The sequence below is a fragment of the Streptomyces sp. NPDC006332 genome (genome assembly GCF_040612855.1).
GTDB lineage: Bacteria > Actinomycetota > Actinomycetes > Streptomycetales > Streptomycetaceae > Streptomyces.
Genome location: NZ_JBEXRA010000005.1, coordinates 38,935 through 63,903 on the forward strand (window position 1 = coordinate 38,935; position 24,969 = coordinate 63,903).

A 24,969-nucleotide genomic window follows, 5' to 3' on the forward strand; every position below is an offset into this window, starting at 1 on the left:
GGCGCCCGGATCACTCCGGGCGCCCCCTTTGTCGTCTCCTCAGCGGACGTCCTCCGTCAGCGGAGGGGTACGACCGTCAGATCCGTACCTCGACCGTGCGGGCCAGCCGGTCGTGCAGGCCGCGGCCGTCGCGGTCCCAGATCAGAGCCGGGATCGCCAGACACAACAGGGCGGTGCGCAGCATCCCCCGCCAGGGGCTGACCCTGCCGGTGTCCAGAGCCACCACTCGCACGCCGAAGAGGCGCTTGCCCGGGGTGAAGCCGACGGTACCGACCGTGAGGGCACCCATCACGAAGAAGACCAGCAAGGCCCAGTTGGACGTCGTCTGGTCATAGCTCTGAGTGATCAACCGGGATGCAATCAGGACGCTCATCGCCCAGTCCACCGCCAGTGCCCCGAGGCGCCGCCCCGGGCGGGCGATCGAACCCGGCCCCTCCTCCGGAAGTCCGAGCTGTTCACCCCGGTAACCGAAGGCGACACCGGCCTGCTCGGCGGTCTCGCGGGGCCCCGAGAGCCACGAACCGATTGCTTCCCTCTTGTCCACGCGTACACCGTACTGCGCCCGTTTCGCGATACGGACGGGTGGGGTGGAGCGGGCCGTGTCCGGTTAACTTGTGCGAAACAAATGGGTCACGCATGAGAAACCACCCGTCCCTAGGGTCGAGGTCAGCGTGTGCCACCGCACTGGCCGCACGAACGAACTACCACCCCGGCACGGGAACGGCCGGGAGTAGGAGGAGCTGGATGTTCCAGAACGCCGACGAGGCCAAGAAGTTCATCGCGGACGAGGACGTCAAGTTCATCGACGTCCGCTTCTGCGACCTGCCGGGCGTCATGCAGCACTTCACGGTGCCCGTCGAGTCGTTCGACCCGGACGAGGAGCTGGCCTTCGACGGATCCTCGATCCGTGGTTTCCAGGCCATCCACGAGTCCGACATGGCTCTGCGCGCGGACCTGTCGACCTCTCGGGTCGACCCCTTCCGCCGTGACAAGACCCTGAACATCAACTTCTTCATCCACGACCCGATCACCGGCGAGCAGTACAGCCGTGACCCGCGCAACGTGGCGAAGAAGGCGGAGGCCTACCTCGCCTCCACCGGGATCGCCGACACCGCGTACTTCGGCCCCGAGGCCGAGTTCTACGTGTTCGACAGCGTCCGCTTCGCGACCACCGCGAACGAGTCCTTCTACCACATCGACTCCGAAGCGGGTGCCTGGAACACCGGTGCCCTCGAGGACAACCGTGGTTACAAGGTCCGCTACAAGGGCGGCTACTTCCCGGTCCCGCCGGTCGACCACTTCGCCGACCTGCGTGCCGAGATCTCGCTGGAGCTGGGCAGGGCCGGTCTCCAGGTCGAGCGCCAGCACCACGAGGTGGGCACCGCCGGCCAGGCCGAGATCAACTACAAGTTCAACACGCTGCTCGCCGCGGCCGACGACCTCCAGCTCTTCAAGTACATCGTGAAGAACGTGGCCTGGCGCAACGGCAAGACCGCGACCTTCATGCCGAAGCCGATCTTCGGCGACAACGGCTCGGGCATGCACGTCCACCAGTCGCTGTGGACGGGCGGCTCCCCGCTGTTCTACGACGAGGCCGGTTACGCGGGCCTGTCGGACACGGCCCGCTACTACATCGGCGGCATCCTCAAGCACGCCCCGTCGCTGTTGGCCTTCACCAACCCGACGGTGAACTCGTACCACCGTCTGGTGCCGGGCTTCGAGGCCCCGATCAACCTGGTGTACTCGCAGCGCAACCGCTCCGCGGCCATGCGTATCCCGATCACCGGTTCGAACCCGAAGGCCAAGCGCGTCGAGTTCCGTGCGCCCGACTCCTCCGGCAACCCGTACCTGGCGTTCTCCGCGCTGCTGCTCGCGGGCCTGGACGGCATCAAGAACAAGATCGAGCCGGCCGAGCCGATCGACAAGGACCTGTACGAGCTGGCTCCCGAGGAGCACGCGAGCGTGGCGCAGGTCCCGACCTCCCTGCCGGCCGTCCTCGACCGTCTCGAGGCCGACCACGAGTTCCTCCTCCAGGGCGACGTGTTCACGCCGGACCTGATCGAGACGTGGATCGACTTCAAGCGCACCAACGAGATCGCCCCGCTGCAGCTGCGTCCGCACCCGCACGAGTTCGAGCTGTACTTCGACGTCTAAACCGGGTCGCCGCAGTCGGCGAGCTTGTTGAACCGCCGGCCGGCCCCCAGTTGCAACGCTGAGCCCCTGCCACTCCTCGCGGAGCGGCAGGGGCTCAGTCGTGCGCGCACCTTGTTGGGCCCCCGCGCCTGAGTCTTTGCTGGTCCTAGAGCCGATCGCGACCGCTTCATGGCTGGGGCGGGTGCACACTGGGCTGTGGGGCGAGTGCCTGAGTGCGGGGTGATGCGAGATGCAGAGCCGCTTTAGGAGCGACCGGCGACTGACCGTGCGGATGACGGTCACCATGTTTCTGCTGGGGCTGCTGTACGTGGCCTTCGTCGTCGCGCTGATCGTGCTGCTGAAGTCGTGGCTGTTGGTCGTCGGACTGATCGCGGTGATGTTCGTCGCGCAGTTCTGGTTCTCCGACCGGATCGCGCTGTTCGCGATGCGCGGGCGAGTGGTGGAGCGGGAGGAGTATCCCGAACTGCACGCCGTGATCGACCGGTTGTGCGCGATCGCCGACATGCCCAAACCGGTGGTCGCCGTGTCGGCCATGGACATGCCGAACGCGTTCGCGACCGGCCGGAATCCCGACAACGCGGTCGTCTGCGTCACCACCGGCCTGCTGCGGCGGCTGGAGCCGGCGGAGCTGGAGGGTGTCCTCGCGCACGAGCTGTCGCATGTGGCGCACAAGGACGTCGCGGTGATCACCATCGCGTCCTTCCTCGGGGTGATCGCCGGGTTGGTCGTGCGGTTCGCCTTCTACTCGCAGCTGTTCGGCGGCGGGCGCCGGGACCAGAACACCGCTGTCGTCTTCGCCGCCGTGATGGGGGTCTCGGCGGCCGTGTACGCGATCAGCTTCCTGCTGATCCGGGCGCTGTCCCGGTACCGGGAGCTGGCGGCGGACCGGGCGGCGGCGCTGCTCACCGGCCGCCCCTCGGCGCTGGCGTCCGCGCTGACCAAGGTCTCGGGCGACATCGCCCGGATCCCGACCAAGGACCTGCGGACGGCGCAGGCCTTCAACGCCTTCTACTTCACCCCGGCGCTGGGTTCCGAGCCGGGTGTCGCGCGGCTGTTCTCGACCCACCCGAGTCTGGAGCAGCGGCTGGAGCAGCTGGGCAGTATCTCCGGGGAACTGGGTGAGGCGGCGACCCCGGGGAGGGCCGGCTGAGGTGGGGCTGCTGGACATCCTGCTCGGCCGTACGAAACCGGTCGTGCCCGATCTCGACCAGCTCTTCGCGCTGCCCTCGGCGGCGGTGACACTGGAGGCGACCACCTCCTTCACCCCCACCGGGCGCGGCGCGGTGTGCTTCGCCACGGTGGAGGGCGCGGCCTTCGAGCAGACCCACCGCGAGGTCCAGGCCCTGCTGGACGCCGACACCGACCGCGACGGTCCGCCGGTGGAACTGCGGCGGGACGAGTACGGGTACTCGTGGCTGGTGTCGGAGCGTGCCCCCGACCAGCTGCCGCTCCTGGTCAATGATCTGCACGCGGTGAACAGCGCGATGGAGGTCAACGGCTTCGGGCCGCAGCTGCTGTGCTCACTGGCCGGGTTCCAGGACCCCCAGGGCCGGTCGCTCGCGCTGGTCTACCTGTACAAGCGGGGCACCTTCTACCCCTTCGCGCCGCTGCCCGGTCAGAGGCAGCGGCGCGACAACGCGCTCGAACTGCGGGTGAAGGCGACGCTCTCGAACGACGTGCGGATCGAGCAGGACCTCAACCGCTGGTTCCCGGTGTGGGGTGCCCCGGGCCTTTGACCGGGGCCCAGGTGTCCGGGGTGAGGTCCGCCCCGCCGGACGGTTCGTCGATGTCGGCCCGGAAGCCCGGACGCCCGGATGCCTGGAAGCCCAGACGCCCGCAAGCCCGGATGTCAGTGGTGTCCGGCAGGATGCCCACCCTGGGGACGTTACGGGCGAGGGTGGAGGCCGGCATGGGTGGCGCACAGCGGTACATCGACGTGGCGGAGCGGCGGGCGCGGCTCGCGCTGCGGCACCGGCTGGCAGGGCCGGCGCGGGCGGGGAGCACGGAGGAGGTCGCCGCCTCCCTGGTCGCCCTGCACGGCACGGACCCCGCGACGGTGTACCTGGCGGTGGGCGCACGGCTGGTGGACCCGGCGCGGACGGTGGCGGAGACGAGCCGGGCCCTGTACGAGGATCGGGCGCTGGTCCGGATGCACGGCATGCGGCACACCGTCTTCGTGTTCCCGACGGACCTGACCGCGGTGGTGCACGCCTCCACCGGGCTCACGGTCGCGGCCCGGGAGCGGGCCAAGCTGCTGAAGGACATGGCGACGGCCGGGGCGCCGGACGCGACCTGGCTCAAGGAGGTCGAGGAATCGGCGCTGGCCGCGCTGGCCCGGCGCGGCCAGGCGACGGCGGCGGAGCTCGCCGAGGACGAACCGCGGCTGCGGCAGCAGTTCGTGTACGCGGCCGGGAAGCGCTACGAGGGTGTCCACACCGTCTCCACGCGCCTGTTGAAGGTGCTCGGCGTCGAGGGCAAGGTCGTCCGGGGCCGGCCGCTCGGGTCGTGGACCTCCAGCCTGTTCCGCTGGGCGGTGGCTCCCGCGCACCCCGAACTGGACCCGGCCGAGGCCCAGGCGGCCCTCCTGCGCCGCTGGCTCACCGTCTGCGGCCCGGCCACCGAGGCCGACCTGAAGTGGTGGACGGGATGGCGGGTCACGGAGGTGCGCCGGGCCCTGTCCGCGATCGGTGCGCGGACGGTGGCGTTGGACGAGGGCGTCGGCCATGTCGTCGACGGCGACACCGACCCGGTGACCGGGCCCGCCGAACCCTGGGCTGCACTGCTGCCCGCGCTCGATCCGACGGCGATGGGGTGGCAGCAGCGGGACTGGTACCTGGCGCCGGGGTTGCGGGGGGCTTTGTTCGACGGCAGCGGCAACGTGGGGCCGACGGTCTGGTGGGAGGGCCGGGTGGTGGGCGGGTGGGCGCAGCGGCCGGACGGCGAGATCGTCTGGCGGATCCTCGACACCGACGGCGTGGGCCAGGAGGCACGGGCGGCGATCACCGTGGAGGCGGAGCGGCTGCGGGGGTGGGTCGGGGCGACGAAGGTGACGCCACGGTTCCGGACGCCACTGGAGAAGGAGTTGGCTCAGTAGGAGCGCGAGCGGGCAACGAGCGTGCGCTGTACGGGCGTTGGCACGTGAGGGCAATGGCGCCGGGCGCCCTGAGGAGACAGGGCGCCCGCCGCCACGGCTCACCTCGAGTACCGCATCAGCGCCCGGACCATGTGGCACGTGGTGTCCGACGGCGGGTGCACACCGATCATCTCGGCAGCGCTCCGGATCGTCTCGTTGCGTGCCTGGTTGGGCAGGTACACACCCGAGTCGAGCAGGGCGATCGCAAGGCGCATCGCCTTGAGACGCCGGTTGTGGCTCACGTACCACTCGCGCGGACGCCCCGGGGGCAACGGCCGCTTCTCCACCGGCCCGTAGGGCAGGTCGAGCAGAACGGCACGCTTCGCGGTGGACTGGGTCGGCAACGGCTTCGGCTTCAGTGCGGCAGCGGGCACAGGCATCCTCCTGTCGCGGTCAGGGCGCCCCCGCCGGGAACATCGGCGAACCCGGCAACACCCTCGAACACTGCTTCTATTCTACTGCCCACCACTGACAAAAGTCCCTGGCCACAAGGGCTTTCGGGGGTGCTGTGACGTACGTGGAAGACGGGTTTTCGCGTACCGTGGGCGGCATGGAAATCTGGATCAATCCCGCCTGCTCCAAGTGCCGCAGCGCGATCTCACTGCTCGACGCCGAGGGCGCGGACTACACCGTCCGCCGTTACCTGGAGGACGTACCGAGCGCGGACGAGATCCGGGGCGTACTGGACCGTCTGGGCCTCGAACCCTGGGACATCACCCGCACCCAGGAGCCCGCGGCGAAGGAGCTCGGGCTCAAGGACTGGCCGCGTGACGAGGGCGCGCGCGACCGCTGGATCGAAGCGCTGGTCGCACACCCGAAGCTGATCCAGCGTCCGATCATCACGGCGGAGGACGGGACGGCGGTGGTGGCCCGCAGCGAGGAGTCCGTACGGGACGCCCTGTCCCGTCACTGACAGCTCGCACACCACAGCGCGGCCCAACTCCCGTGTGATGCAGGACACTTCGGTGACTCCTGTAAACCGCTGAGTGCCATCGTTCGGTATCTCGTACATAGCGACGTACGCTCCCCGACCTCCCAGGAGGCGCGCATGTCGCGTAGGAGAACACTCGGCACCAAGAAGAAGGTCGCGCTGCTGGTGAGCGCGGTGGCGGTGGCGGGAGGTGGCGCCTTCGTCATGGCGAGCACGTCGAACGCCGCGGCTCCGCAGACCGCGGCGGAGTCGACCGTCTGTCAGGGGCTCGCCACCGCCCTGGGCAACAACCAGAAGTTCATCGCGGGTCAACAGGCCGCCCCGGACGCCCAGTCCGAGGCCAGGATCGCCAACCGCGAGGCGGTCATCGCCCAGATCCAGCGCCAGCAGGAGGCGTCCGGCTGTGTCGTCGGGGAGTCGGCTCAGGGCTCCCAGGCCACACAACCGGCGCAGGCCTCGCAACCGGCCCAGTCCGCTCCGCCCACGCAGGCCGGTCAGCCCGCGACGAGCGCCCCCGCCTCGCAGCCCCCGGCCGCGGGGAACGCCGGAGATGCCGCCGCCACCGGACAGCAGGTGTGCAACGGCTCGACCGTCACCCTCTCCGGTGAGGACGGCGCCCCGGCCGCGTCCAGCAACCAGTTCCCGGCCGGCACCAAGTTGAAGGTCACCAACCTGGACAACAACAAGTCCACGACGGTGGAGGTCACCTCGGTCTCCGGCAGTTGCGCCCTGCTGAACAACGCCGCCTTCGAACAGGTCCGTGAGCCCGGCAAGTTCCTGATCCGCCGGGCCGTGATCGAGAAGGTGGGGTGAGGCTATCCGCGTAGGAACTCGCTGAGGCGGCGGCCCAGTTCGGGCGGTGCGGCCTGCGGCAGCGCATGGTGCGAGACGTCCGGGACCACGACGCTCTCCACCCGCGGCAGCAGCGCTCCCGCCCTGCTCGCCACCTCGTACGTGTCCAGTGTCCTGCTGCTCCCGGCCAGGAGCAGCAGGACCGGAACGTCCAGCCCACGCAGCGCCTCCGGCGCCGGACGCGGGCCGGTCACCGGCTTCACGACGGAGGGGAAGCCGGCGGCCGCCTCCTGGAGGCGGAGCCAGTCGGGGTCCAGGACCGCTCCCCCGCACTCCCACTCCAGGAAGGCCCGGACGCGGCACGGCGTGGGCCGCAACAGCATCGGCAGGGCACGCAGCAGGTAGGCAGCCCGGTACCCGGCGAAGCACTGGGTCGGGTCCAGGAGGAACAGCCGGCGCACCCGGTCGGGAGACCGCAGGGCGTGGTGCAGGGCGATCCAGGCACCGTAGGAGTGCCCGCCGACGTCGGCCACCGGGACGCCGAGGCCGTCGAGCAGGGCGTCCAGCCATGCGACCAGGTCGGCGACCGTACGAGGGTGATGTCCGGCGGCCGGTTCACTGCGGCCGGGAGAGCCGATCAGATCGACGGCGTGGACGCGGTGGGCGCGGGCCAGGTCGGCGGCCTGGGCGTACCAGGAGGCGGATGTCGCTCCCCCGCCTCCCGGCAGGAGCACGAGCGGGGGCGCGTCCGCCGGGCCGCACACGGTGACGTACGTCGCGCCGAAGGGGGTCGGGACGGTCAGCGCCTCCCGCTCGGCGGGCCACTTCGCCATGACCTTGTCGTACGCGGCCCGGAAGCCGTCGCTGTCGTACGCACCTCGACCGCGGACACCCATGAGCGACTCCCCCTCTATTATCTCGTTGAACGAGATACTCGGTGAGCGAGATGATAGCCGGAGGAGCGTCATGCCGAACCAGGGCCCCGAGATGGAGATCGTCCATCTGCTGCGGGCGGTGACCGTCGAACTCGGCCTGCACAGCGCCCGGTTCGCGCAGCGCAACGGGATGCACGCCACCGACGTGCGCGCCCTGATCGCCCTCATGGACGCCGCGCGCGCGGGTGAGGAGATGACGGCGGGCCGGCTCGGGGCCGCGCTCGGGCTCAACTCGGCGGGGACGACCGCGCTGGTCGACCGGCTGGAGCGGGCCGGACGGGTGCGCCGGGTACGCGGTGAGAGCGACCGGCGCAAGGTCGTCATCGAGGTGGACGAGCGGGCGGTGGAGCTCGGCCAGTCCTTCTTCGGGCCGTTGATCGACCGGACCGCGGGACTGCTCGAGGGGTACGACGAGCGGGAGCTGGCCGCGATCAGGGGGTTCCTGCGCGGGGTCCGGGATGCGTCCGCGGAGGGTTCCTGAACAAGGGGCGCGTGAGTCGCGAGCCGTGAGCCGGGACACAGAACGGCCAGGTAACACGGGGTTCACATGCGAGCAATGGTCGGGAAATCGCCTGTTGACAGGCTGCCCGGCATCAACCGCGGCGCCCCAGTGCCGCAGCGCCGCAGCACCCGCAAGTGCGCCCGGACACACCCCGAAGGAAGTGCCTCGTGACCTTCAAGGCTGAGTACATCTGGATCGACGGCACCCAGCCGACGGCCAAGCTCCGTTCCAAGACGAAGATACTGGCGGACTCCGCGAAGGGTGCCGAGCTGGGGATCTGGGGATTCGACGGCTCTTCCACGAACCAGGCCGAGGGCCACTCCTCGGACCGTGTCCTCAAGCCGGTCTTCTCCTGCCCGGACCCGATCCGTGGCGGCGACGACATCCTCGTCCTGTGCGAGGTCCTCGACATCGACATGACGCCGCACGAGTCCAACACCCGTGCCGCGCTCACCGAGGTCGCCGAGAGGTTCGCCGCGCAGGAGCCGATCTTCGGCATCGAGCAGGAGTACACGTTCTTCAAGGACGGCTACCCGCTCGGCTTCCCCAAGGGCGGCTTCCCGGCCCCGCAGGGCGGCTACTACTGCGGTGTCGGCGCCGACGAGATCTTCGGCCGTGACATCGTCGAGGCGCACCTGGACAACTGCCTGAAGGCAGGCCTGGCCATCTCCGGCATCAACGCCGAGGTCATGCCCGGCCAGTGGGAGTTCCAGGTCGGTCCGGTCTCGCCGCTCGAGGTCTCCGACCACCTGTGGGTCGCCCGCTGGCTGCTCTACCGCACCGCCGAGGAGTTCGGTGTCTCCGCGACGCTGGACCCGAAGCCGGTGAAGGGCGACTGGAACGGCGCCGGTGCGCACACCAACTTCTCCACCAAGGCGATGCGCGAGACCTACGAGGCGATCATCACCGCCGCCGAGTCGCTCGGTGAGGGCTCCAAGCCGCTCGACCACGTCAAGAACTACGGCGCCGGGATCGACGACCGTCTGACCGGTCTGCACGAGACCGCCCCGTGGAACGAGTACTCCTACGGTGTCTCCGACCGTGGCGCGTCGGTCCGTATCCCGTGGCAGGTCGAGAAGGACGGCAAGGGCTACATCGAGGACCGCCGTCCGAACGCCAACGTCGACCCGTACCTGGTGACCCGCCTGATCGTGGACACCTGCTGCTCCGCCCTGGAGAAGGCCGGCCAGGTCTGATCCGCACCGCGTCCTCGTGAGGGGCGCCCACCGTCATGGTGGGCGCCCCTCACGTGTGCGTGCCCGCTCATCGGCCCCACCTCGCGAAGAGGGAGTCCAAGGTGTGAAAGGAGGGTCCTCTTGGCGCCGTCCGTCTGCTTCAATGGGCTCATGGCCAGCATCCAGAAGGACACCGCGACAGGTCGCGACGACCTGGAGCCGTTCTGGCCCTCCCGTCAGCACCACGACTTCGACCGGGTGTGTTGCCGCGCGACGAACGCGCCGGCCCTCTAACGCCGTACCTCCCGGCCTTCGGCCAGCGCGACACGACGTACGTCCCCTCGACGACTCCTCGCGCGAAAGCTGACACCTCATGGCGACCACTCGTTCCCTCTCCGCCGCCCGCACCGCCACCTCCGCCCCGGCCAACGGCCCCGCCCGGCACCGCCTGCGTGCCGTCGACCGGGACGAGGTGGTCGAGATCGCGGACTTCCTGCCGCCGGGTGCCACCTGGCTGCCCGCTCCCCCGCACACCCTGCCCACGCTGCCGGGCCAGCCGCCGATGGTCGGCTACCTGGTGCTGGTCCCGGCCGACCAGCATCCGCCGTTCCTTCCCACGGCGGTACCCGACCGCCCGGACACTCCGGTGGCGCCGAGGGGTCCGGAGGCCGACGACAAGGCCGTCGGTACGGTCGACCCGCTCGTCCGGGTCGACACCGTGCGCCGCACCGCCTCGGTGGACGGCCGTGCGCTCGACCTCACCTACCTGGAGTTCGAGCTGCTCGCCCATCTCGTCGCCCACCCGCACCGGGTGCACACCCGCGATCAGCTGGTGACCACCGTCTGGGGCTACGGACACGTGGGCGACGGCCGCACCGTCGACGTCCACATCGCCCGGCTGCGCCGCAAGCTGGGCGCCGAGCACCGCCGGGCGATCCAGACGGTGCGACGGGTCGGCTACAAGTACACGCCGCCGACCGGGCGTTGAGCCCAAGGGGGCCTTGCACCATGCCCGCCCGGGTCGCGGTTCCCCGCTGGTCGATCCTCTGCTGACGGCAGAGGGCTGTTCCCTTCCGCGGCCGGTCCCCGCACAGTCTCCGACATGAGACTTCTTCTGCTGGGTGGGACCGAGTTCGCGGGACGGGCCGTCGCCGAGGCGGCCCTCGGGCGCGGCTGGGAGGTGACCGTCTTCCACCGGGGGCACCACGAGCCGCCGGCCGGGGTGCGGTCGCTGCACGGGGACCGCACCGCGCCCGAGGGACTCGCCGCCCTGGCCGAGACGCCCGGCGACGGGCACTGGGACGCCGTCGTCGACACCTGGTCGGGGGCGCCCCGGGCGGTACGGGACGCCGCACGGCTGCTGCGGGGCCGCGCCGGACGGTACGTGTACGTGTCGAGCTGCTCGGTGTACGCCTGGCCCCGGGACGCCGGATACACCGAGCAGTCGCCGCTGGTGGAGGGCGCGTCCCCTGACGCCGACCAGACCGACTACGCCCGGGACAAGCGGGGCGGTGAGCTGGCCGCCGTCGAGGCGTTCGGGGCGGACGCCTCGGTGCTGGTGCGGGCCGGGTTGATCCTCGGGCCGTACGAGAACATCGGGCGGCTGCCGTGGTGGCTGAACCGAGCCGCCCGAGGCGGGCGGCTCCTCGCGCCCGGACCACGGGACCTGCCACTCCAGTACGTGGACGTCCGTGACCTGGCCGAATGGATCCTGGACTCGGTGGAGCGGGGCACGAGCGGGCCGTACAACCTGGTCGGTCCGCCGGGACACACCACGATGGGCGCGCTGCTCGACGCCTGCGTGGCGGTCACCGGCGGGGCCGCCGAACTGTGCTGGACCGACCCGGACGTGATCCTCGGCGCGGGCGTCGAACCATGGCTGCACCTGCCGGTCTGGGTACCCCCGGGCAGCGAGGACCACGCGGCCGTGCACGGCGCCGACGTCTCCCGCGCCCTCGCCTCGGGCCTGCGTCCCCGCCCGGTCACGGACACCGTCGCCGACACCTGGCACTGGCTGCGCACCCTCGACGGACCAGCACCCCAACGCCCCGACCGGCCGACGGTCGGCCTCGACCCGGAACTGGAGGCGAAGGCTCTGCTCGCGGCAGGCGGAAGTGGAGCGGCCGCCGACGGGTGGGTGTAGCTGGCACCACCCCTGAGCCGCCGTTCAAGCCCCGTGTCCCGTGGCGGCGCCTCGGCCAGACTTACGGCATGACCACAGAGACGAAGAGCGACGGGGGCCGCACCCGGGGGTCCGGGCGGGCGGCGCTACGGGGGTTCAGGCTGGCGCTCGTGCTGTTGCCGGTGGCGGTGGCCCTGTTCACGCTCACGCTGGTGTCGATCGCGCTGATACCGATCGGGGTCGGGATCGTCACCACCCCGTGGATGCTCACGGCGGTGCGGGCGTTCGCGGACCGGCGCCGGATCATGGCCGCCGAGTGGTACGGGGTGCGGATCCCGTCGGCGTACCGGCCGATGCCCGAGCACGCCAACCCGTGGACACGCACCTCCGGCATGCTGCGGGACCCGGCGACCTGGCGCGACCTGATGTGGCTGCCGGTGGACATGACGGCCGGGTTCCTCACCGCGCTGCTGCCGGCCGCGCTGCTGCTCTACCCCTTCGAGGGGTTCGCGTTGGCGGCCGGGCTGTGGCGGGTCTTCCCCGACGACGACACGTACTGGTACGGGTTCGTGCCGGTGACCGGGCAGGCCTCCGCGTTCGGCGCGGCCGCCCTCGGCCTGGTCCTGCTGTTCTTCGCGCACTTCCTCAACCCCCGGCTGCTGGAGGCCCACTTCTGGCTGACCCGGTCGGTGCTCGCCCCAGGCCAGGACGACCTGTCGGAGCGGGTAAGGGTGCTGACCGAGACCCGGCGGGACGCCGTCGACACCTCCGCGGCCGAACTGCGGCGCATCGAGCGGGACCTGCACGACGGCGCGCAGGCCCGACTGGTCGCCATGGGCATGGACCTCGGCACCATCGAGGTACTGGTGGAGAAGGACCCGGAGCAGGCCAAGCGGCTGCTCTCACAGGCCCGCCGGTCCTCCGCCGAAGCACTGGCCGAACTGCGCGACCTGGTCCGCGGCATCCACCCCCCGGTGCTCGCCGAGCGCGGACTGGGCGACGCGGTACGGGCGTTGGCACTGCGGCTGCCCGTCACCACCGAGGTGGACGTGGACCTGGCCGGGCGGGCGGACGCGCCCGTGGAGTCGGCCGCGTACTTCGCCGTCAGCGAGGTGCTGACCAACGCGGTCAAGCATTCCGGCGCGGATCGCGTCTGGGTCGACCTGCATCACGCGAAGGACATGCTGCGGATCTCGGTCACCGACAACGGCCAGGGCGGCGCGGAGATCGGGACGGGCTCGGGCCTGGCCGGGGTGGAGCGGCGACTGGGTACATTCGACGGCGTCCTGGCCGTCAGCTCTCCCGCGGGCGGTCCCACCATGGTCACCATGGAGATCCCTTGCGCGTTGTCCTAGCCGAAGACCTGTTCCTGCTGCGCGACGGACTCGTCCGGCTCCTTGAGGCCTACGACTTCGAGATCGCCGCCGCCGTCGAGACCGGGCCGGAGCTGGCCCGGGCGCTGGCCGAACTGGAGCCGGACGTCGCCGTGGTCGACGTCCGGCTCCCGCCGACGCACACCGACGAGGGCCTGCAGTGCGCACTCGACGCCCGCCGGAACAGACCCGGGCTGCCGGTGCTGGTGCTGTCCCAGCACGTGGAGCAGCTGTACGCGCGCGAACTGCTGGCCGACGGCACCGGCGGGGTCGGGTATCTGCTCAAGGACCGGGTGTTCGACGCGGAGCAGTTCGTGGACGCCGTACGACGGGTCGCGGCGGGCGGGACGGCGATGGATCCACAGGTGATCCAGCAGCTGCTGTCCCGGCGGGGAGCCGACGACCGGCCGCTGGGCCGGCTGACGCCCCGTGAGCGGGAGGTGCTGGAGCTGATGGCGCAGGGCCGGTCCAACGCGGCGATCGCGGCACAACTCGTCGTCACGGAACGGGCGATCGCCAAACACACCTCCAACATTTTCGTCAAACTGGGCCTGGAGGTGTCGGACGACGACAACCGTCGCGTCCTGGCGGTTCTCGCCCATCTGGACCAGGACCACTGAAAACGGACCCCGACTCGCACGTGCCGTAAGGGATCAACAACTCCTGGTATCGATCGCGCAGTTGGGGCTCAATTGCTTCACGTATCTCTCATCAATTTCTGAGTCGGCTGAACACTCGTGGGACTGACTGCGTATGGATGGGGGCCGCTTCACTCCTGTCGGGCGCCTCGATGCTGCCCCGCAAGGAAGTCAGAGGAGTTCCATGGGACGCAACACACGTAAACGCCGTTCGTCGATGGCCAACAAGGCCATAGCCGCGTCGGCGGCCCTAGCGCTCGGTGGGGGCGGGCTGATCTGGGCGAACTTCTACGCTTCGGCGCACGAGTCCAACAGCTCGGGCCAGAACCAGACCAAGGCCGCCGCCGCTCAGGTCGCGACCATCGCCTGCCCTGATGTGGGGCAGAAGCTGACCGACGTGCCGGAGAAGGCGCGCGCCGGCGTGGACAAGGAGCTGGCGAACCTCGACAAGCAGATCACCGAGGCCTACAGCCGGCTCGCCTCCACCCGCCAGGCTCAGGCAGGTGACGCCAGCTTCGTCCAGAACGCGATCGTCGGCCCGCTCAAGGACAAGCGGACCGCGACGATCGACCGGATCCGGCTCGACGTCGAGCGCGTCGGGGGCAAGTTCGACAGCTCCATGAGCCAGCTCTCCGCCTGCACCACGCAGACGGCCGAGCCGCAGACCAACGCCGGTGAACAGAACGGCGGCCAGCAGGACGGTCAGAACCAGGACGGCCAGCAGGACGGCCAGCAGGACGGCCAGAACCAGGACGGCCAGCAGGACGGTCAGAACCAGGACGGCCAGCAGGACGGCCAGAACGGCGGTCAGCAGGGCGGCCAGGAGGGCAACGGCGGTCAGGGCGGCAACGGCCCGGTCGCGGCGGACTTCGTGGACATCACCAAGGTCCAGGGCAACGCCCAGCTGGGTGTCGGTCAGAACGGGCTTCCCGCGAACGGCGGCAGCGGGTCGCAGGGCACCTTCACCTCGGACTGTGGCACCAACGGGAACGACAACCACAACACGGACAACGTGATCGTCGCCCCCGGTGTCACCAACGGCGCCCACCACCTGCACGACTACGTCGGCAACCAGAACAACGACGCGTTCGCCAGCGACCAGGAGCTCGCCGGTGCGGGCACCAGCTGCCAGAACCAGGGCGACAAGTCGTCGTACTTCTGGCCGGTGCTGCGTGTGCAGGACGGCACGCAGGACTTCGACCAGAACAACGACGGTGGTGGCAAGGAGGGCAACGTCGGCAAGATCCTCCAGCCGGCGTCCGCCGAGCTGAAGTTCGTCGGCAACAAGAAGGGCGACGTCGTCGCCATGCCGTCGGCGCTGCGCATCATCACCGGTGACGCCAAGTCCTTCGTCAACGGCAACGCCAACGCCAACGTCAACTGGAGCTGCACCGGCTTCGAGGACAAGGTGCAGCTGAAGGACCAGTACCCGATCTGCCCGCAGGGCAGCCAGGTGGTCCGGACGACCAACTTCCAGAGCTGCTGGGACGGCCAGAACATCGACAGCGCCAACCACCGGACGCACGTGGCATTCGCCCAGGCCGACGGTACCTGCGCCAACAATTTCAAGGCGATCCCCCAGCTCCAGGTCCGTCTGACCTACGACGTCCCGACCCCGAAGCTGGAGAACGGCGCCGTGACGAACCCGTACGCGGTGGACACCTTCCCGGAGCAGCTGCACAAGCCGATCACCGACCACAACGACTTCATCAACTTCTTCTCGCAGGACACGATGAACCAGATGGTCCAGTGCATCAACTCCGGACAGCAGTGCAAGTGACGGCCTGACGGCCTGACCTGACGCTGAAGGCCGGCGGTGAGGATTCCTCACCGCCGGCCTTCGCGTTTTGCCCCAACCGGCCGCCCACGCGCCCGGGTTGGGTTGCCGGACTGCTCGGCGGCCGGTGGCCGCGGTTGTCAGTGTTCGGAGTGCGAGGCGCCGTCGGAAGGCTCGTGGGACCCCTCGTGCGCCGAGTGGTCCGTGCCCTCCTCAAGGTCGCCGCCGAGCGTGCCGCGCAGCGCCGTCATCGTCTTGGTCTCGCCCACGGCGACCCACTTGCGGCCGACCAGGTAGTGACCGCCGTAGTCCTTCGCCCCGTTGATCCACTCGCGCTGGCCGCGGTCGGTGGCGAAGGTCGCGAGGATGAACTTGCCGTCGGGGTTCTTGCAGATGGCCTGCCGGATCTCGTCGGCGTCGGTCTGCATGTTCGGTGTGCACTTCACCTCGGCGGCCAGGTGCTCCAGACTGCCGGTGGCCGACGACGGGACGGCCTTCGCCTCTCCGTCGGAGTCGGAGCCGGAGCCGCAGCCCGCCAGTGCCAGCACCAGCGCCGCGCCGCCCAGCGCGAGTATCGGTCGGGTCAGCCTCATCTGTTCCTCCGGTCGCATGTATCAGACCATGCCTCAGGCGGCCCCGGCGAGGGGCCCTTCCTCTTCGATACGGCTGTGAGGCGCGCCGCGCTCAAATCGGATGTCCGGACGGGCGCGCACATGCCAAGGTGGCCCGATGAACCAAGACTGGGAAGACCGCGTGACCGCCGCCTGGGCGACCTTCGACGACTACGCGGAACAGGACGCGGCCGACTTCCGTGCGGTGATCGACACCCTGGTCGCCGAACTGCCTGCCGACAGCCCCCTCGGCCCCTTCGAGCAGGCCTGCGCCTGGGACTCGACCGGTCACTCGGACCGGGCCGTGCCGCTGTACCAGGAGGCGCTCGCGCGCGGTCTGAGCGGTTACAAGGGGCGGCGCGCGAAGATCCAGCTCTCCAGTTCGCTGCGCAACGTCGGGCAGGCGGAGCAGGGCGTCAAGCTGCTGACGCCCGAACTGGACGCGCCCTCCGACGAGTTGGACGACGCGGTACGGGCCACTCTGGCGCTGTGCCTGTCCAGCCTGGGCCGCGATCGTGAGGGCCTGTCCCTCGTGCTCGGCGCCCTGGCCCCGCATCTGCCGCGGTACCAGCGGTCGATGGCGAACTATGCCCGGGCCCTGGTCACGCCGGAGGGGTGAGTCCCCCGGGCGGCGGTGACCATCCGGTGATTCGCTCGTTCTGCTGAACGTGCAGTCACAGGATGTCGCCCCGGGCCCTGGCCGCCCCTCCTCCTCAGCGGCCTCGACAGCCGCGTCAGCCGCCTCGACGGGTCCGCTCGTCGACGTCGAGCAGGCCGAGGCCGCACTCGTCGAGCACTACCCGCGGCTCGCGCGGCTCGCCTATCTGGTGCTCCCGCCGGATCTCGGCCGGGGCAGGCGCGTCATGACCGCGCACGCGCTGACCCAGCGCGCCCTGCCCCGCGGCCGTACGCCCGTGCCCGTGATCCCGGCCCAGTCCACCGGCCCCGACGGCGACCCCGGATACACCCTCGTCCGCCTCCAGGTGCTGCGTACGGCGCTGGAGGCCGGCCGGCCGCTGAAGCGCCTGGCGTGGCCCAGGCGCTCCCAGTTGCCGCCGTCCCTCCCCCAGGTCTGGGGCCTCAAGCTGTTCCCGCGCTCGGGAGGTGCCGAGGAACTCGCCCTGGACCAGCGGCTGTCGGCCCTGTCCGGCCCGGCTCGGGCCGCGTATGTGCTGCGCGGCCTGGAGAAGCTCCCGGACACCGACGTACGCAAGGTGCTGACGGCCGCGGGCGTCGACGACGTGGACGCCGCGCTGAGCGAGGCGGGCGGTGTCGCGGCGCGGTACGCGCTGCTGGAGTCCCCCGCGTTCGACCCCTGTTCGTTGCAGGCGCGGCCCACCGACCTGATGCGGCGCAGGCAGCACACCAAGGCGGCGCTCGCCGCGGTGGCCGCCGTCGTCGTGTGCGGGGCGCTGCTCGGTCTGCCCGGCGACGGCTGGGGGCCGGACGGCGCCGCCGCGCCCGCGTACGCGCGCAACCCCGCCGCCGAGGCCGCCCTGGACCCGGCCAGGGTGACCAGGGTGGCCCCCACCGCGTGGCAGACCTCCGCGCGCACCGACTTCTCCGTGTGGCCGGCCCGCGGCGGTCTCACCGCTGACCGGGAACTCCTCCGCCGCGCCCTCGCGGTCTGGGCCCGCCCCGGCGAGAACGTCCGGGTTGCCGCGACCACCGGCACCCCGTCGGGCGGCCCGGCCGGACCGCCCCAGCTGCTGTACGCGGGGGCCGTGGACGACGTGCGCGTGGTGATCCTGTACGACGGTCTGCGCATCGCCCGGTACGCCGAGCCGAAGGACGGAACGACGGGGGCCGCCCTCGACTTCGCGCGGGTCGACGGCGCGACCGGGCCCGAGGCCAACGCGGTGGTGCTCAGCCGGACCGACGGCAACGTCCGCTTCCTGACGGCGCCCTGGGTGCGGAAGGCGGCCGAGCGGGACCTGCTGAAGCCGGGTGCCGGTGCGATGGACCTCGCCCTGACCGACGGCGTCACCGCAGCGCTGGCCGCCCCGGCCGTCCAGAGCGGCACCTGCACCTCGTGGAACGTGCTCCAGGTGACGGACTCCTCCGGCACCCGGCTGCTGACGGACCTCAGCGAGCTGGTCCCGGCCCGCCTCACCACCGGCCGGCCCGGCTCGACCCACGAGGCGTCCTCTGCCCGTGGGCTGCGCGCCTGGGCCCCGTTCGCCTGCTCCCTGTCCGCCGTGCGCGGCGCGGGCGTACGCACCGTGAACACCTGGGAGTACGCCACCCAGCCGCTGCCCGACGCGAGCGGGCTGGCCGCCTGGGTGTGCACCCGGGCCGAGACCTGGCGGGGCGACGGCGCCCGGGTACTGGCCCAGTTCCAGACTCCGGGCGGAAAGTACGGGTCGGTCGCGACGAAGGCCGAGAACGTGCCGGCCTGCGGCCCGCGCGATCCGCATGTGCTGGCCGGCGTGCTGTGGAAGTCGCAGGCGGGTTCCTGGTACGTGCTGGCGGCCGGCAGCCGGGGCACCACGTCGATCACGGCGACGGGCGCGGCCGGCGGGTCCGCGCAGGGCAGTCTGCTGGCCGTGAAGACCAAGCAGGGCGCGCACGCCGAGCTGAAGGGAACCCTGCGGGACGGGCGGTCGATCAACGGCCTGGGATAGGTCAGGGCACGCCTCGGTGGTCGAACTCCCTTACTGCGAGCGGGTGTTGAAGATGCCGTCGGACTCGACTGCTCGGACGCGCGGTGCGCGTCTCGCGCCGGACACGTGAACACCGCTGTTCGGTGCGGTCCGTTCGGGGCCGGATCCGATCGGTAAGGTGTTCGTATGACTACCGTGGTACGCCGCAGAATGGGTGTCGAGGAGCGGCGGCAGCAGTTGATCGGCGTCGCGCTCGACCTGTTCAGCCGCCGGTCGCCGGACGAGGTCTCCATCGACGAGGTAGCCGCGGCCGCCGGCATCTCACGCCCGCTGGTCTACCACTACTTCCCCGGCAAAGTCAGCCTGTACGAGGCCGCGTTGCAGCGTGCCGCCGATGATCTGGCGAGCCGGTTCGTGGAGCCGCACGAGGGGCCGCTGGGGTCGCGGATGCTGCGGGTGATGCGCCGGTTCTTCGACTTCGTCGACGAGCACGGGCCCGGTTTCGCGGCGTTGCTGCGCGGCGGTCCGGCGGTGGGCTCCTCGGCGACGAACGCGCTCATCGGCTCCGTACGACAGGCCGCGTACGACCAGATTCTGACGCATCTCGGCGTACCGGATCCGCCCGCGCGACTGGAACTGGTCGTCCGCTCATGGATCTCGCTCGCCGAGTCGACGGCGCTGATCTGGCTGGAGGGGCGACGCATTCCGCGCGCCGACCTGGAGGTGCAACTCGTGCACGACTTCGCCGCGCTCGCGGCCGTGAGCGCGGCGCACGACGAGGAGATGAGCGGGCTGCTGCGCCACATGCTCAAGGACGAGCCGGGCGACGGGCCGTTCGGCGACCTCGCGACCCGGCTCATCTCGCTCGCTTCCTAGGAAGGCCCCCCTGAGGCCTAGCGTTCGAACTTCCGGTACGACGGGTCGAGGTCGCGGGTCTCGGCGGAGGCGTGCACCGTCAGGCCGTCGGTGGGCTGGACGTACTTGCCCAGCAGCTCCAGCACGGCCTCGGTGAGCCGCGCCTTGGTCTCGTCGGTCCGGCCGGCCAGCAGGGCGATCGAGACATTGACGATGGCGTGCCCCTGCGCCTGCGCTCCCACCACGTCGTCCTCGGTCCGCACGATCCGCGTCTTGCACGCCTCCAGGCGCGCGGCGGCCGTCTCGACGACCACGGGGTGCAGGTCCTGGGCGAATCCGCGCCAGTCGACGTGGTCGAGCCCCGAGGAGACTTCTACGATGATCTGCGGCATGGGCAGGAACTCCTGTTCTACAGCGGCAACCCGCTCAGCCTAGGGCCTCTCGTTTGGATCAGGCCGGGCTCGCGGGGTCCGGCCTGATCCAAACGAAAGACCCTAGCCGTGGCCCTCATCCCTCAGTTGCAGTGCCAGCATGGCGATGTCGTCCTCGCGGTCGTGACCGAAGCAGGCCAGCAGGGTGTCGCACAGGGCGGCCGGGCCGGGCAGTGCGCCGCCGGCGGCCGAGCGGAGGTGTTCCATCGAGACCTCCAGGTCGGTGCCCCGGGTCTCGATCAGGCCGTCGGTGACCATGAGGAGCCGGTCGGTGGACTCGAGGAACAGCTCGGTGGGCGGCGGGTGGGGCAGGCCCAGACCGAGCAGCGGGCCCGAGGCCTTGACGTAGTCGGCGCCGCCGGTGTCCCCGATGACCAGGGGTGGGATGTGGCCCGCGTTGGCGATGCGGGTGCGTCCGGTGCCGGGGTCGATCAGGGCCAGGCAGACGGTGGCCGTGACGTCGGCGTGGTAGTGCTGAAGCATCCGGTCGAGGCGCTCGGCGAGGACCGCGGGGTCGCTCTCGTCGACGCAGTAGGCGCGCAGCGCGTGCCGGATCTCGACCATGACGGTGGCCGCCTCGAGGGAGTGCCCGACGACGTCGCCGACCGCGGCGAGCACACCCTCGGGGGTACGCAGCGCGGCGTAGAAGTCGCCGCCGATCTCGGTGTCCCGGGACGCGGGCACATAGCGGACCACGACGTCGACGCCGGGCAGCTCGGGCAGCCGGTGCGGCTGGGGCAGGAAGCTGTGCTGGAGGGTGAGGGCGACGTGCCGCTCGACCTGGTACATGAGCAGCGGTTCGGCGGCGAGCGCGGTGGCCTGGGCGAGCCGGGCCAGCAGGGCCTCGGCCTCGGGGCCGGCCCGGCGCAGTCCGCGGGTGGGCACGGCCAGGCACACCGGGGACTTTCCGTCCTGGGTGAGGACCAGCGCCAGCCGGGCGTCGTGCTGCACGCCGGGCCGGAAGTACCCGGCGGGCCACAGCGGCGCGGGCACCGTGGTGATCTGCACCCCGGCCTGCCCCCGGGCCAGCCGCCGCAGCAGACCGGCCACGGTCTGGTGGGCGCTCTCGTCCGGCAGCGCGACCGAGGTGCGGTCCCGGGAGTGGCCCCAGTGCAGTTCGTCGTCCTGGTCGAGGACGAAGACGGCGGCGGGAGAGCCGATGAGTCGCGCGGTGCCCTCGGCTGCGGCGTCGGCGAGTTCCTGCGGGGAACGCGCGGCCTGGATGGTGACGATCGTCTCCGCGAGCAACGTCAGCCGCCGTACCAGCGCCCGGTCGTCGGCCCGCAGCCGCGCGCCGCGCGCCGCTCCCCGGACCGCCGCCTCGATCTCCTCGGGCTCGGCGGGCACCGTCAGATACGCCTCGGCGCCCTCGTCCAGCCCCTGGCAGCGATTGCCCGGAGTCACCGCGAGGGCGGAGAAGTGCACGACGGGAAGCCTGGCCGTGTGCGGGCGTTCCTTGAGCAGACGGCACAGTTCGAAGCCGCTCATGTCCGGCAGGTTGACGTCGATCAGGGCCACCTCGGGCAGGGTCCCCTTGCGCAGCCGCGCGTCGAGTTCGCTGAGCGCCTCACCACCGGTGGCGACCGGGACGACCCGGTGACCGGCACGGCTCAGCATCGCGGCCATGGCGTACCGGCTGTCCGCCACGTCGTCCACGACCAGGACGGTCGTACCTGTCCGCTTGCCCTCGACATCCATTTGCCAGCCTTTGGACACACCGGTGGGGCAGACCGGAATCAAGGCCTGCCCCACCACGGTAATGCCCTTGTCAGGAAATCGGGGAGAATACGGCCACGGTCCGCCCCGGAACGGTGAACGTGCCGACCCCGGCCATGACGTCAGCAGGTGGAGTTGGTCTGGGTCAGCAGGCCGAGCCGCCAGGGCAGGGTGTTGTAGGGGCCGGTGGCGGACGGGTTCATGCCCTGGTACAGGTACTGCAGGCGGCACGAGTTGATGGTGAGCGTCTGGTCGGTCCCGCTGCGGACCATCTCGCCGTGGCTGAAGTCCCGGGTCCACGCGGTGCCGTCGAAGGTGACGTTGTTCGACCTGGCGAAGGGCTTGGTCTCGGTGTCGGCGAGCGGGGTCCAGGTGCCGGTGATGCCGCTCGACGTCCAGGACCTGAAGTACCGCCTGCCGTCGCCGCCGATCGCCTCGTTGAGCAGCAGGTAGGTGTTGGAGTCGCTGAGCTTGTAGACGTTGGAGGCCTCCCACAGGCGGTACTTGTTGGAGTCCTGCATCACCATGACGGTGCTGCCGAAGCCGTTCGGGAAGTTCGCCACGCTGGTCTGCGACCGGTACAGGTGCCCGTTGTCGTCGGAGGAGAACAGGTAGCAGTTCGCGCTGTCGCAGATGTTCCAGAAGTCGACCCAGTAGCCGCTGCCGATGTTGTCCCTGATGATCTGCGGCATGCCCGCGGAGTAGAACTTCCTCGGCGCGCTCCAGGAACTCGGGTTGGCGATGTCCGTGGTGGTGGAGTAGGCCGCGTTGTCCCCGGTCTGGTACACGAGGTACCACAGCTTCTGCGGCGCGAAGTAGAACACCTGCGGCGCCGCCTTGTATCCGGCGCCGATCGGGGTCTGGTCCAGGTAGTACTGCCGCGCCGCGCCCGCCTGCGACCAGTCGGTGAAGTTCAGGTACACCATGCTGTACCCGCCGGTGCTGCTCGCGCTGCTGGCGAACACGTGCCACCGGCCGTTGTGGTACACGACCGATGGGTCCTTGATCGCGGCGAGGTTGTGGGTCGCGTCCGACTTCGGGGCGATCAGCGCCCCGCTGGACTTCCAGGTGAAGCTGCTCGGCAGTGCGGCCGCCGCCGCGTCGGACGGCTCGGGCGCCGCGGCCGACGGTGACACCAGTGCGCCGAGCAGCAGGCCGAGCCCGCCGAGTAAGACGCCCAGACGACTTCTCACGCGCATCGCGACTCCTATCGGTGGATGTGTGGGGCACCGGGGCGCACGGAGCGATGGGAGCGCTGGGAGCGCTCCCATATCCATGCGGAAGGTAGGGCCGGGTTCCGGCACCGTCAACCCCTCGCGTACCTCGCGTCGCCGAGACGCCGACGGCCCGCTGCCTGGAACGGCAGCGGGCCGGTGCGTGGTTGGTGCGGGGACTCTTGGACGGGCTGCGTCAGGCCCGCGTCCACCACACCGTCGTGTCGGCCGGCAGCTTCGCCTCGCCGTCCTCCGTCTCGGCCACTTCGCCGCTGGCGAGGAGCAGACGACCGTAGGCCGGGGTGGTCACCGACTCGCCGCCGGTGTTGGTGACGCAGACGAAGTCGCCGCGGCGGAAGGCCAGAATGCCCTCGGGGGCCTTGAGCCACTCCACACGGTCGCCCGCGCCGAGGTCGGGGTGCGCGCGGCGGGCGGCGAGGGCGCTCCGGTACAGCTCCAGGGTGGAGTCGTCGACACCGGTCTGCGCCTCGACGCTGAGGTCGCCCCAGCCGGCCGGCTGCGGCAGCCAGCTGCCTCGGTCGCCGAAGCCGTACGACGATCCCGTGCGGGTCCAGGGGATCGGCACCCGGCAGCCGTCCCGGAAGCCGTCCTGGCCGGCGCCGCGGAAGAAGGCCGGGTCCTGACGGACCTCGTCCGGCAGGTCGACGACGTCCGGGAGGCCGAGTTCCTCGCCCTGGTAGACGTACGCCGAACCGGGCAGCGCCAGCATGAGCAGGGTGGCGGCGCGCGCCCGGCGCAGGCCCAGGTCGCGGTCGCCTGCGGTACGGATCTGGGTGCCGAGGCCGGGTGGGTTGGCGAAGCGGGTGGCGTGGCGGGTGACGTCGTGGTTGGACAGGACCCAGGTGGCGGGGGCGCCCACCGGGCGCATGGCCTCCAGGGTCCGGTCGATGACCTGGCGCAGCTCGGTCGCGTCCCACTCCGTGGTCAGGTACTGGAAGTTGAACGCCTGGTGGAGTTCGTCGGGGCGGACGTAGTTGGCGGTGCGCTCGACCGTCGGGGTCCAGGCCTCGGCCACGAAGATCCGCCCGCCGAGGGCCCGTCCCCGCCCGTCCGGGGAAGACCGTTCGGGCAGCCCTGTCTCGTCGCCCGCGTACTCGTCGAGCACGAGCCGCCACTGGCGGTAGACCTCGTGCACGCCGTCCTGGTCGAAGAACGGCATGACCTCGTTGCCCAGCAGTTTCACCTGGTCGCGGGTTCCCAGGTCCGGCAGGCCCGCCGCCTTCACCAGGCCGTGGGCCACGTCGATGCGGAAGCCGTCGACGCCCATGTCGAGCCAGAAACGCAGGATGGAGCGGAACTCGTCGCCGACGGCCGGGTGGTCCCAGTTGAAGTCGGGCTGCTCGGGGGCGAAGAGGTGCAGGTACCACTCCCCCGCGGTGCCGTCCGGTTCGGTGACCCGCGTCCACGCGGGGCCGCCGAAGACGGACTCCCAGTCGTTGGGCGGGAGCGCGCCGCCCGCGCCCTTGCCGGGGCGGAAGTGGTAGCGCTCCCGCAGGGGTGAGCCGGGGCCCTCGGCGACCGCCCGCCTGAACCACTCGTGCTGGTCGGAGGAGTGGTTGGGGACCAGGTCGACGATGATCCGCATGCCCAGCCCGTGCGCGTCGCGGATCAGCGCGTCGGCGTCCAGGAGGGTGCCGAACATGGGGTCCACGGCCCGGTAGTCGGCGACGTCGTATCCGGCGTCGGCCTGCGGGGAGGCGTAGAAGGGGCTGAGCCAGACGGCGTCCACGCCGAGGTCGCGCAGATACGGCAGTCGGGTGCGGACACCCTCCAGGTCGCCCATGCCGTCGCCGTTGCTGTCGGCGAAACTGCGCGGATAGACCTGGTAGATCACCGCCTCCCGCCACCAGTCGCGACGCCCCGCGACGGTGGCGACAGCTGCTTCGCGAAGGGAGGTGGGGGCGTGGTCGGCGGAGTGCTGCTGGCTCATGACGTCCTTGGTGCGTGATGGGGTTTCGGTCATCGAGTCTTGTGTGTGTACGGGTC

Annotated in this window: 24 protein-coding genes and 1 pseudogene; 17 read left to right on the forward strand and 8 right to left on the reverse strand. The window is 70.8% G+C overall.

From position 1 onward, the window contains the following. Positions 1–76: 76 nt before the first annotated feature. Positions 77–544, reverse strand: coding sequence for an RDD family protein (locus tag ABZ027_RS06520; RefSeq protein ID WP_356764992.1), 468 nt, complete (start codon positions 542–544; stop codon positions 77–79). Between the two features lie 200 nt (positions 545–744). Here ABZ027_RS06520 and glnA point away from each other — a divergent pair, with 200 nt between their 5' ends. The 4 genes from glnA (at position 745) to ABZ027_RS06540 (ending at position 5,248) form a co-directional block, all read left to right on the forward strand. Next, entirely contained in the window at positions 745–2,154 is a 1,410-nt protein-coding gene (gene glnA / locus ABZ027_RS06525) for a type I glutamate--ammonia ligase (protein WP_356764994.1), read from the forward strand. A 229-nt stretch (positions 2,155–2,383) separates the two neighbouring features. Next, a complete protein-coding gene (gene htpX, locus ABZ027_RS06530) occupies positions 2,384–3,304 on the forward strand; it encodes a zinc metalloprotease HtpX (RefSeq protein ID WP_356764996.1) in 921 nt (306 codons plus the stop codon). 1 nt (position 3,305) lies between these two features. Then, entirely contained in the window at positions 3,306–3,890 is a 585-nt protein-coding gene (locus tag ABZ027_RS06535) for a hypothetical protein (RefSeq protein ID WP_356764998.1), read from the forward strand. A gap of 173 nt (positions 3,891–4,063) precedes the next feature. Next, positions 4,064–5,248 carry a winged helix DNA-binding domain-containing protein gene (locus ABZ027_RS06540; RefSeq protein WP_356765000.1) on the forward strand — a complete coding sequence of 395 codons (1,185 nt, stop codon included), beginning with the start codon at positions 4,064–4,066 and terminating at the stop codon, positions 5,246–5,248. A gap of 98 nt (positions 5,249–5,346) precedes the next feature. Here the strand turns inward: ABZ027_RS06540 and ABZ027_RS06545 are convergent, their stop codons facing one another. Beyond that, positions 5,347–5,661, reverse strand: coding sequence for a hypothetical protein (locus ABZ027_RS06545; protein ID WP_356765002.1), 315 nt, complete (start codon positions 5,659–5,661; stop codon positions 5,347–5,349). Between the two features lie 176 nt (positions 5,662–5,837). On the opposite strand from ABZ027_RS06545, the gene ABZ027_RS06550 reads away from it, so the two are divergent. Continuing rightward, a complete protein-coding gene (locus ABZ027_RS06550) occupies positions 5,838–6,200 on the forward strand; it encodes an arsenate reductase family protein (protein WP_356765004.1) in 363 nt (120 codons plus the stop codon). 135 nt (positions 6,201–6,335) lie between these two features. Continuing rightward, positions 6,336–7,031 carry a hypothetical protein gene (locus tag ABZ027_RS06555; protein ID WP_356765006.1) on the forward strand — a complete coding sequence of 232 codons (696 nt, stop codon included), beginning with the start codon at positions 6,336–6,338 and terminating at the stop codon, positions 7,029–7,031. 2 nt (positions 7,032–7,033) lie between these two features. On the opposite strand, the gene ABZ027_RS06560 is transcribed toward ABZ027_RS06555, so the two are convergent. Further along, positions 7,034–7,906: an alpha/beta fold hydrolase gene (locus tag ABZ027_RS06560; RefSeq protein WP_356765008.1), complete on the reverse strand. Its 873-nt coding sequence runs from the start codon at positions 7,904–7,906 to the stop codon at positions 7,034–7,036. A gap of 70 nt (positions 7,907–7,976) precedes the next feature. Here ABZ027_RS06560 and ABZ027_RS06565 point away from each other — a divergent pair, with 70 nt between their 5' ends. The 8 genes from ABZ027_RS06565 to ABZ027_RS06600 all read left to right on the forward strand — a co-directional run bounded on the left by ABZ027_RS06565 (position 7,977) and on the right by ABZ027_RS06600 (position 15,535). After that, positions 7,977–8,426, forward strand: a complete 450-nt coding sequence (locus ABZ027_RS06565) for a MarR family transcriptional regulator (protein ID WP_356765010.1) — start codon at positions 7,977–7,979, stop codon at positions 8,424–8,426. A 188-nt stretch (positions 8,427–8,614) separates the two neighbouring features. After that, a complete protein-coding gene (gene glnII / locus ABZ027_RS06570) occupies positions 8,615–9,643 on the forward strand; it encodes a glutamine synthetase (RefSeq protein ID WP_356765012.1) in 1,029 nt (342 codons plus the stop codon). A 150-nt stretch (positions 9,644–9,793) separates the two neighbouring features. Continuing rightward, on the forward strand, positions 9,794–9,916 hold the full coding sequence (locus tag ABZ027_RS06575; protein WP_356765014.1) for a hypothetical protein: 123 nt from the start codon (positions 9,794–9,796) through the stop codon (positions 9,914–9,916). A gap of 79 nt (positions 9,917–9,995) precedes the next feature. Then, the gene (locus tag ABZ027_RS06580; protein ID WP_356765016.1) at positions 9,996–10,610 is read left to right on the forward strand and encodes a winged helix-turn-helix domain-containing protein; all 615 of its coding nucleotides are present in this window, start codon (positions 9,996–9,998) and stop codon (positions 10,608–10,610) included. Between the two features lie 114 nt (positions 10,611–10,724). Then, a complete protein-coding gene (locus ABZ027_RS06585) occupies positions 10,725–11,765 on the forward strand; it encodes an NAD-dependent epimerase/dehydratase family protein (RefSeq protein WP_356765018.1) in 1,041 nt (346 codons plus the stop codon). Between the two features lie 68 nt (positions 11,766–11,833). Further along, entirely contained in the window at positions 11,834–13,099 is a 1,266-nt protein-coding gene (locus ABZ027_RS06590; RefSeq protein ID WP_356765020.1) for a sensor histidine kinase, read from the forward strand. Beyond that, positions 13,084–13,737, forward strand: coding sequence for a response regulator transcription factor (locus ABZ027_RS06595; protein ID WP_356765022.1), 654 nt, complete (start codon positions 13,084–13,086; stop codon positions 13,735–13,737). The genes ABZ027_RS06590 and ABZ027_RS06595 overlap by 16 nt, the downstream gene beginning before the upstream one ends. Before the next feature lie 202 nt (positions 13,738–13,939). Next, positions 13,940–15,535, forward strand: coding sequence for a DUF1996 domain-containing protein (locus ABZ027_RS06600; protein ID WP_356765024.1), 1,596 nt, complete (start codon positions 13,940–13,942; stop codon positions 15,533–15,535). A gap of 137 nt (positions 15,536–15,672) precedes the next feature. On the opposite strand, the gene ABZ027_RS06605 is transcribed toward ABZ027_RS06600, so the two are convergent. Next, entirely contained in the window at positions 15,673–16,125 is a 453-nt protein-coding gene (locus tag ABZ027_RS06605) for a hypothetical protein (protein WP_356765026.1), read from the reverse strand. Positions 16,126–16,261: 136 nt separating this feature from the next. Between ABZ027_RS06605 and ABZ027_RS06610 the strand changes: the two genes are divergently transcribed. The 3 genes from ABZ027_RS06610 to ABZ027_RS06620 all read left to right on the forward strand — a co-directional run bounded on the left by ABZ027_RS06610 (position 16,262) and on the right by ABZ027_RS06620 (position 19,622). Next, positions 16,262–16,762 (forward strand): tetratricopeptide repeat protein, encoded by a 501-nt coding sequence (locus tag ABZ027_RS06610; RefSeq protein WP_356765028.1) that lies wholly within the window; start codon positions 16,262–16,264, stop codon positions 16,760–16,762. A gap of 49 nt (positions 16,763–16,811) precedes the next feature. Continuing rightward, positions 16,812–18,767: a hypothetical protein gene (locus ABZ027_RS06615; protein ID WP_356765030.1), complete on the forward strand. Its 1,956-nt coding sequence runs from the start codon at positions 16,812–16,814 to the stop codon at positions 18,765–18,767. Positions 18,768–18,932: 165 nt separating this feature from the next. Then, entirely contained in the window at positions 18,933–19,622 is a 690-nt protein-coding gene (locus ABZ027_RS06620; RefSeq protein WP_356765032.1) for a TetR/AcrR family transcriptional regulator, read from the forward strand. A gap of 17 nt (positions 19,623–19,639) precedes the next feature. Here the strand turns inward: ABZ027_RS06620 and ABZ027_RS06625 are convergent, their stop codons facing one another. From ABZ027_RS06625 to ABZ027_RS06640, 4 genes and pseudogenes are all read right to left on the reverse strand, one after another. Further along, entirely contained in the window at positions 19,640–19,993 is a 354-nt protein-coding gene (locus tag ABZ027_RS06625) for an isomerase (protein WP_356765034.1), read from the reverse strand. A gap of 102 nt (positions 19,994–20,095) precedes the next feature. Then, complete coding sequence (locus ABZ027_RS06630; RefSeq protein WP_356765036.1) at positions 20,096–21,730, reverse strand: fused response regulator/phosphatase; 1,635 nt, start codon at positions 21,728–21,730, stop codon at positions 20,096–20,098. A gap of 140 nt (positions 21,731–21,870) precedes the next feature. Next, a pseudogene (locus ABZ027_RS06635) lies at positions 21,871–22,842 on the reverse strand (non-reducing end alpha-L-arabinofuranosidase family hydrolase); the annotation flags it as partial. A gap of 316 nt (positions 22,843–23,158) precedes the next feature. Next, on the reverse strand, positions 23,159–24,913 hold the full coding sequence (locus ABZ027_RS06640) for a glycoside hydrolase family 13 protein (protein WP_356765366.1): 1,755 nt from the start codon (positions 24,911–24,913) through the stop codon (positions 23,159–23,161). Positions 24,914–24,969 lie beyond the last annotated feature (56 nt).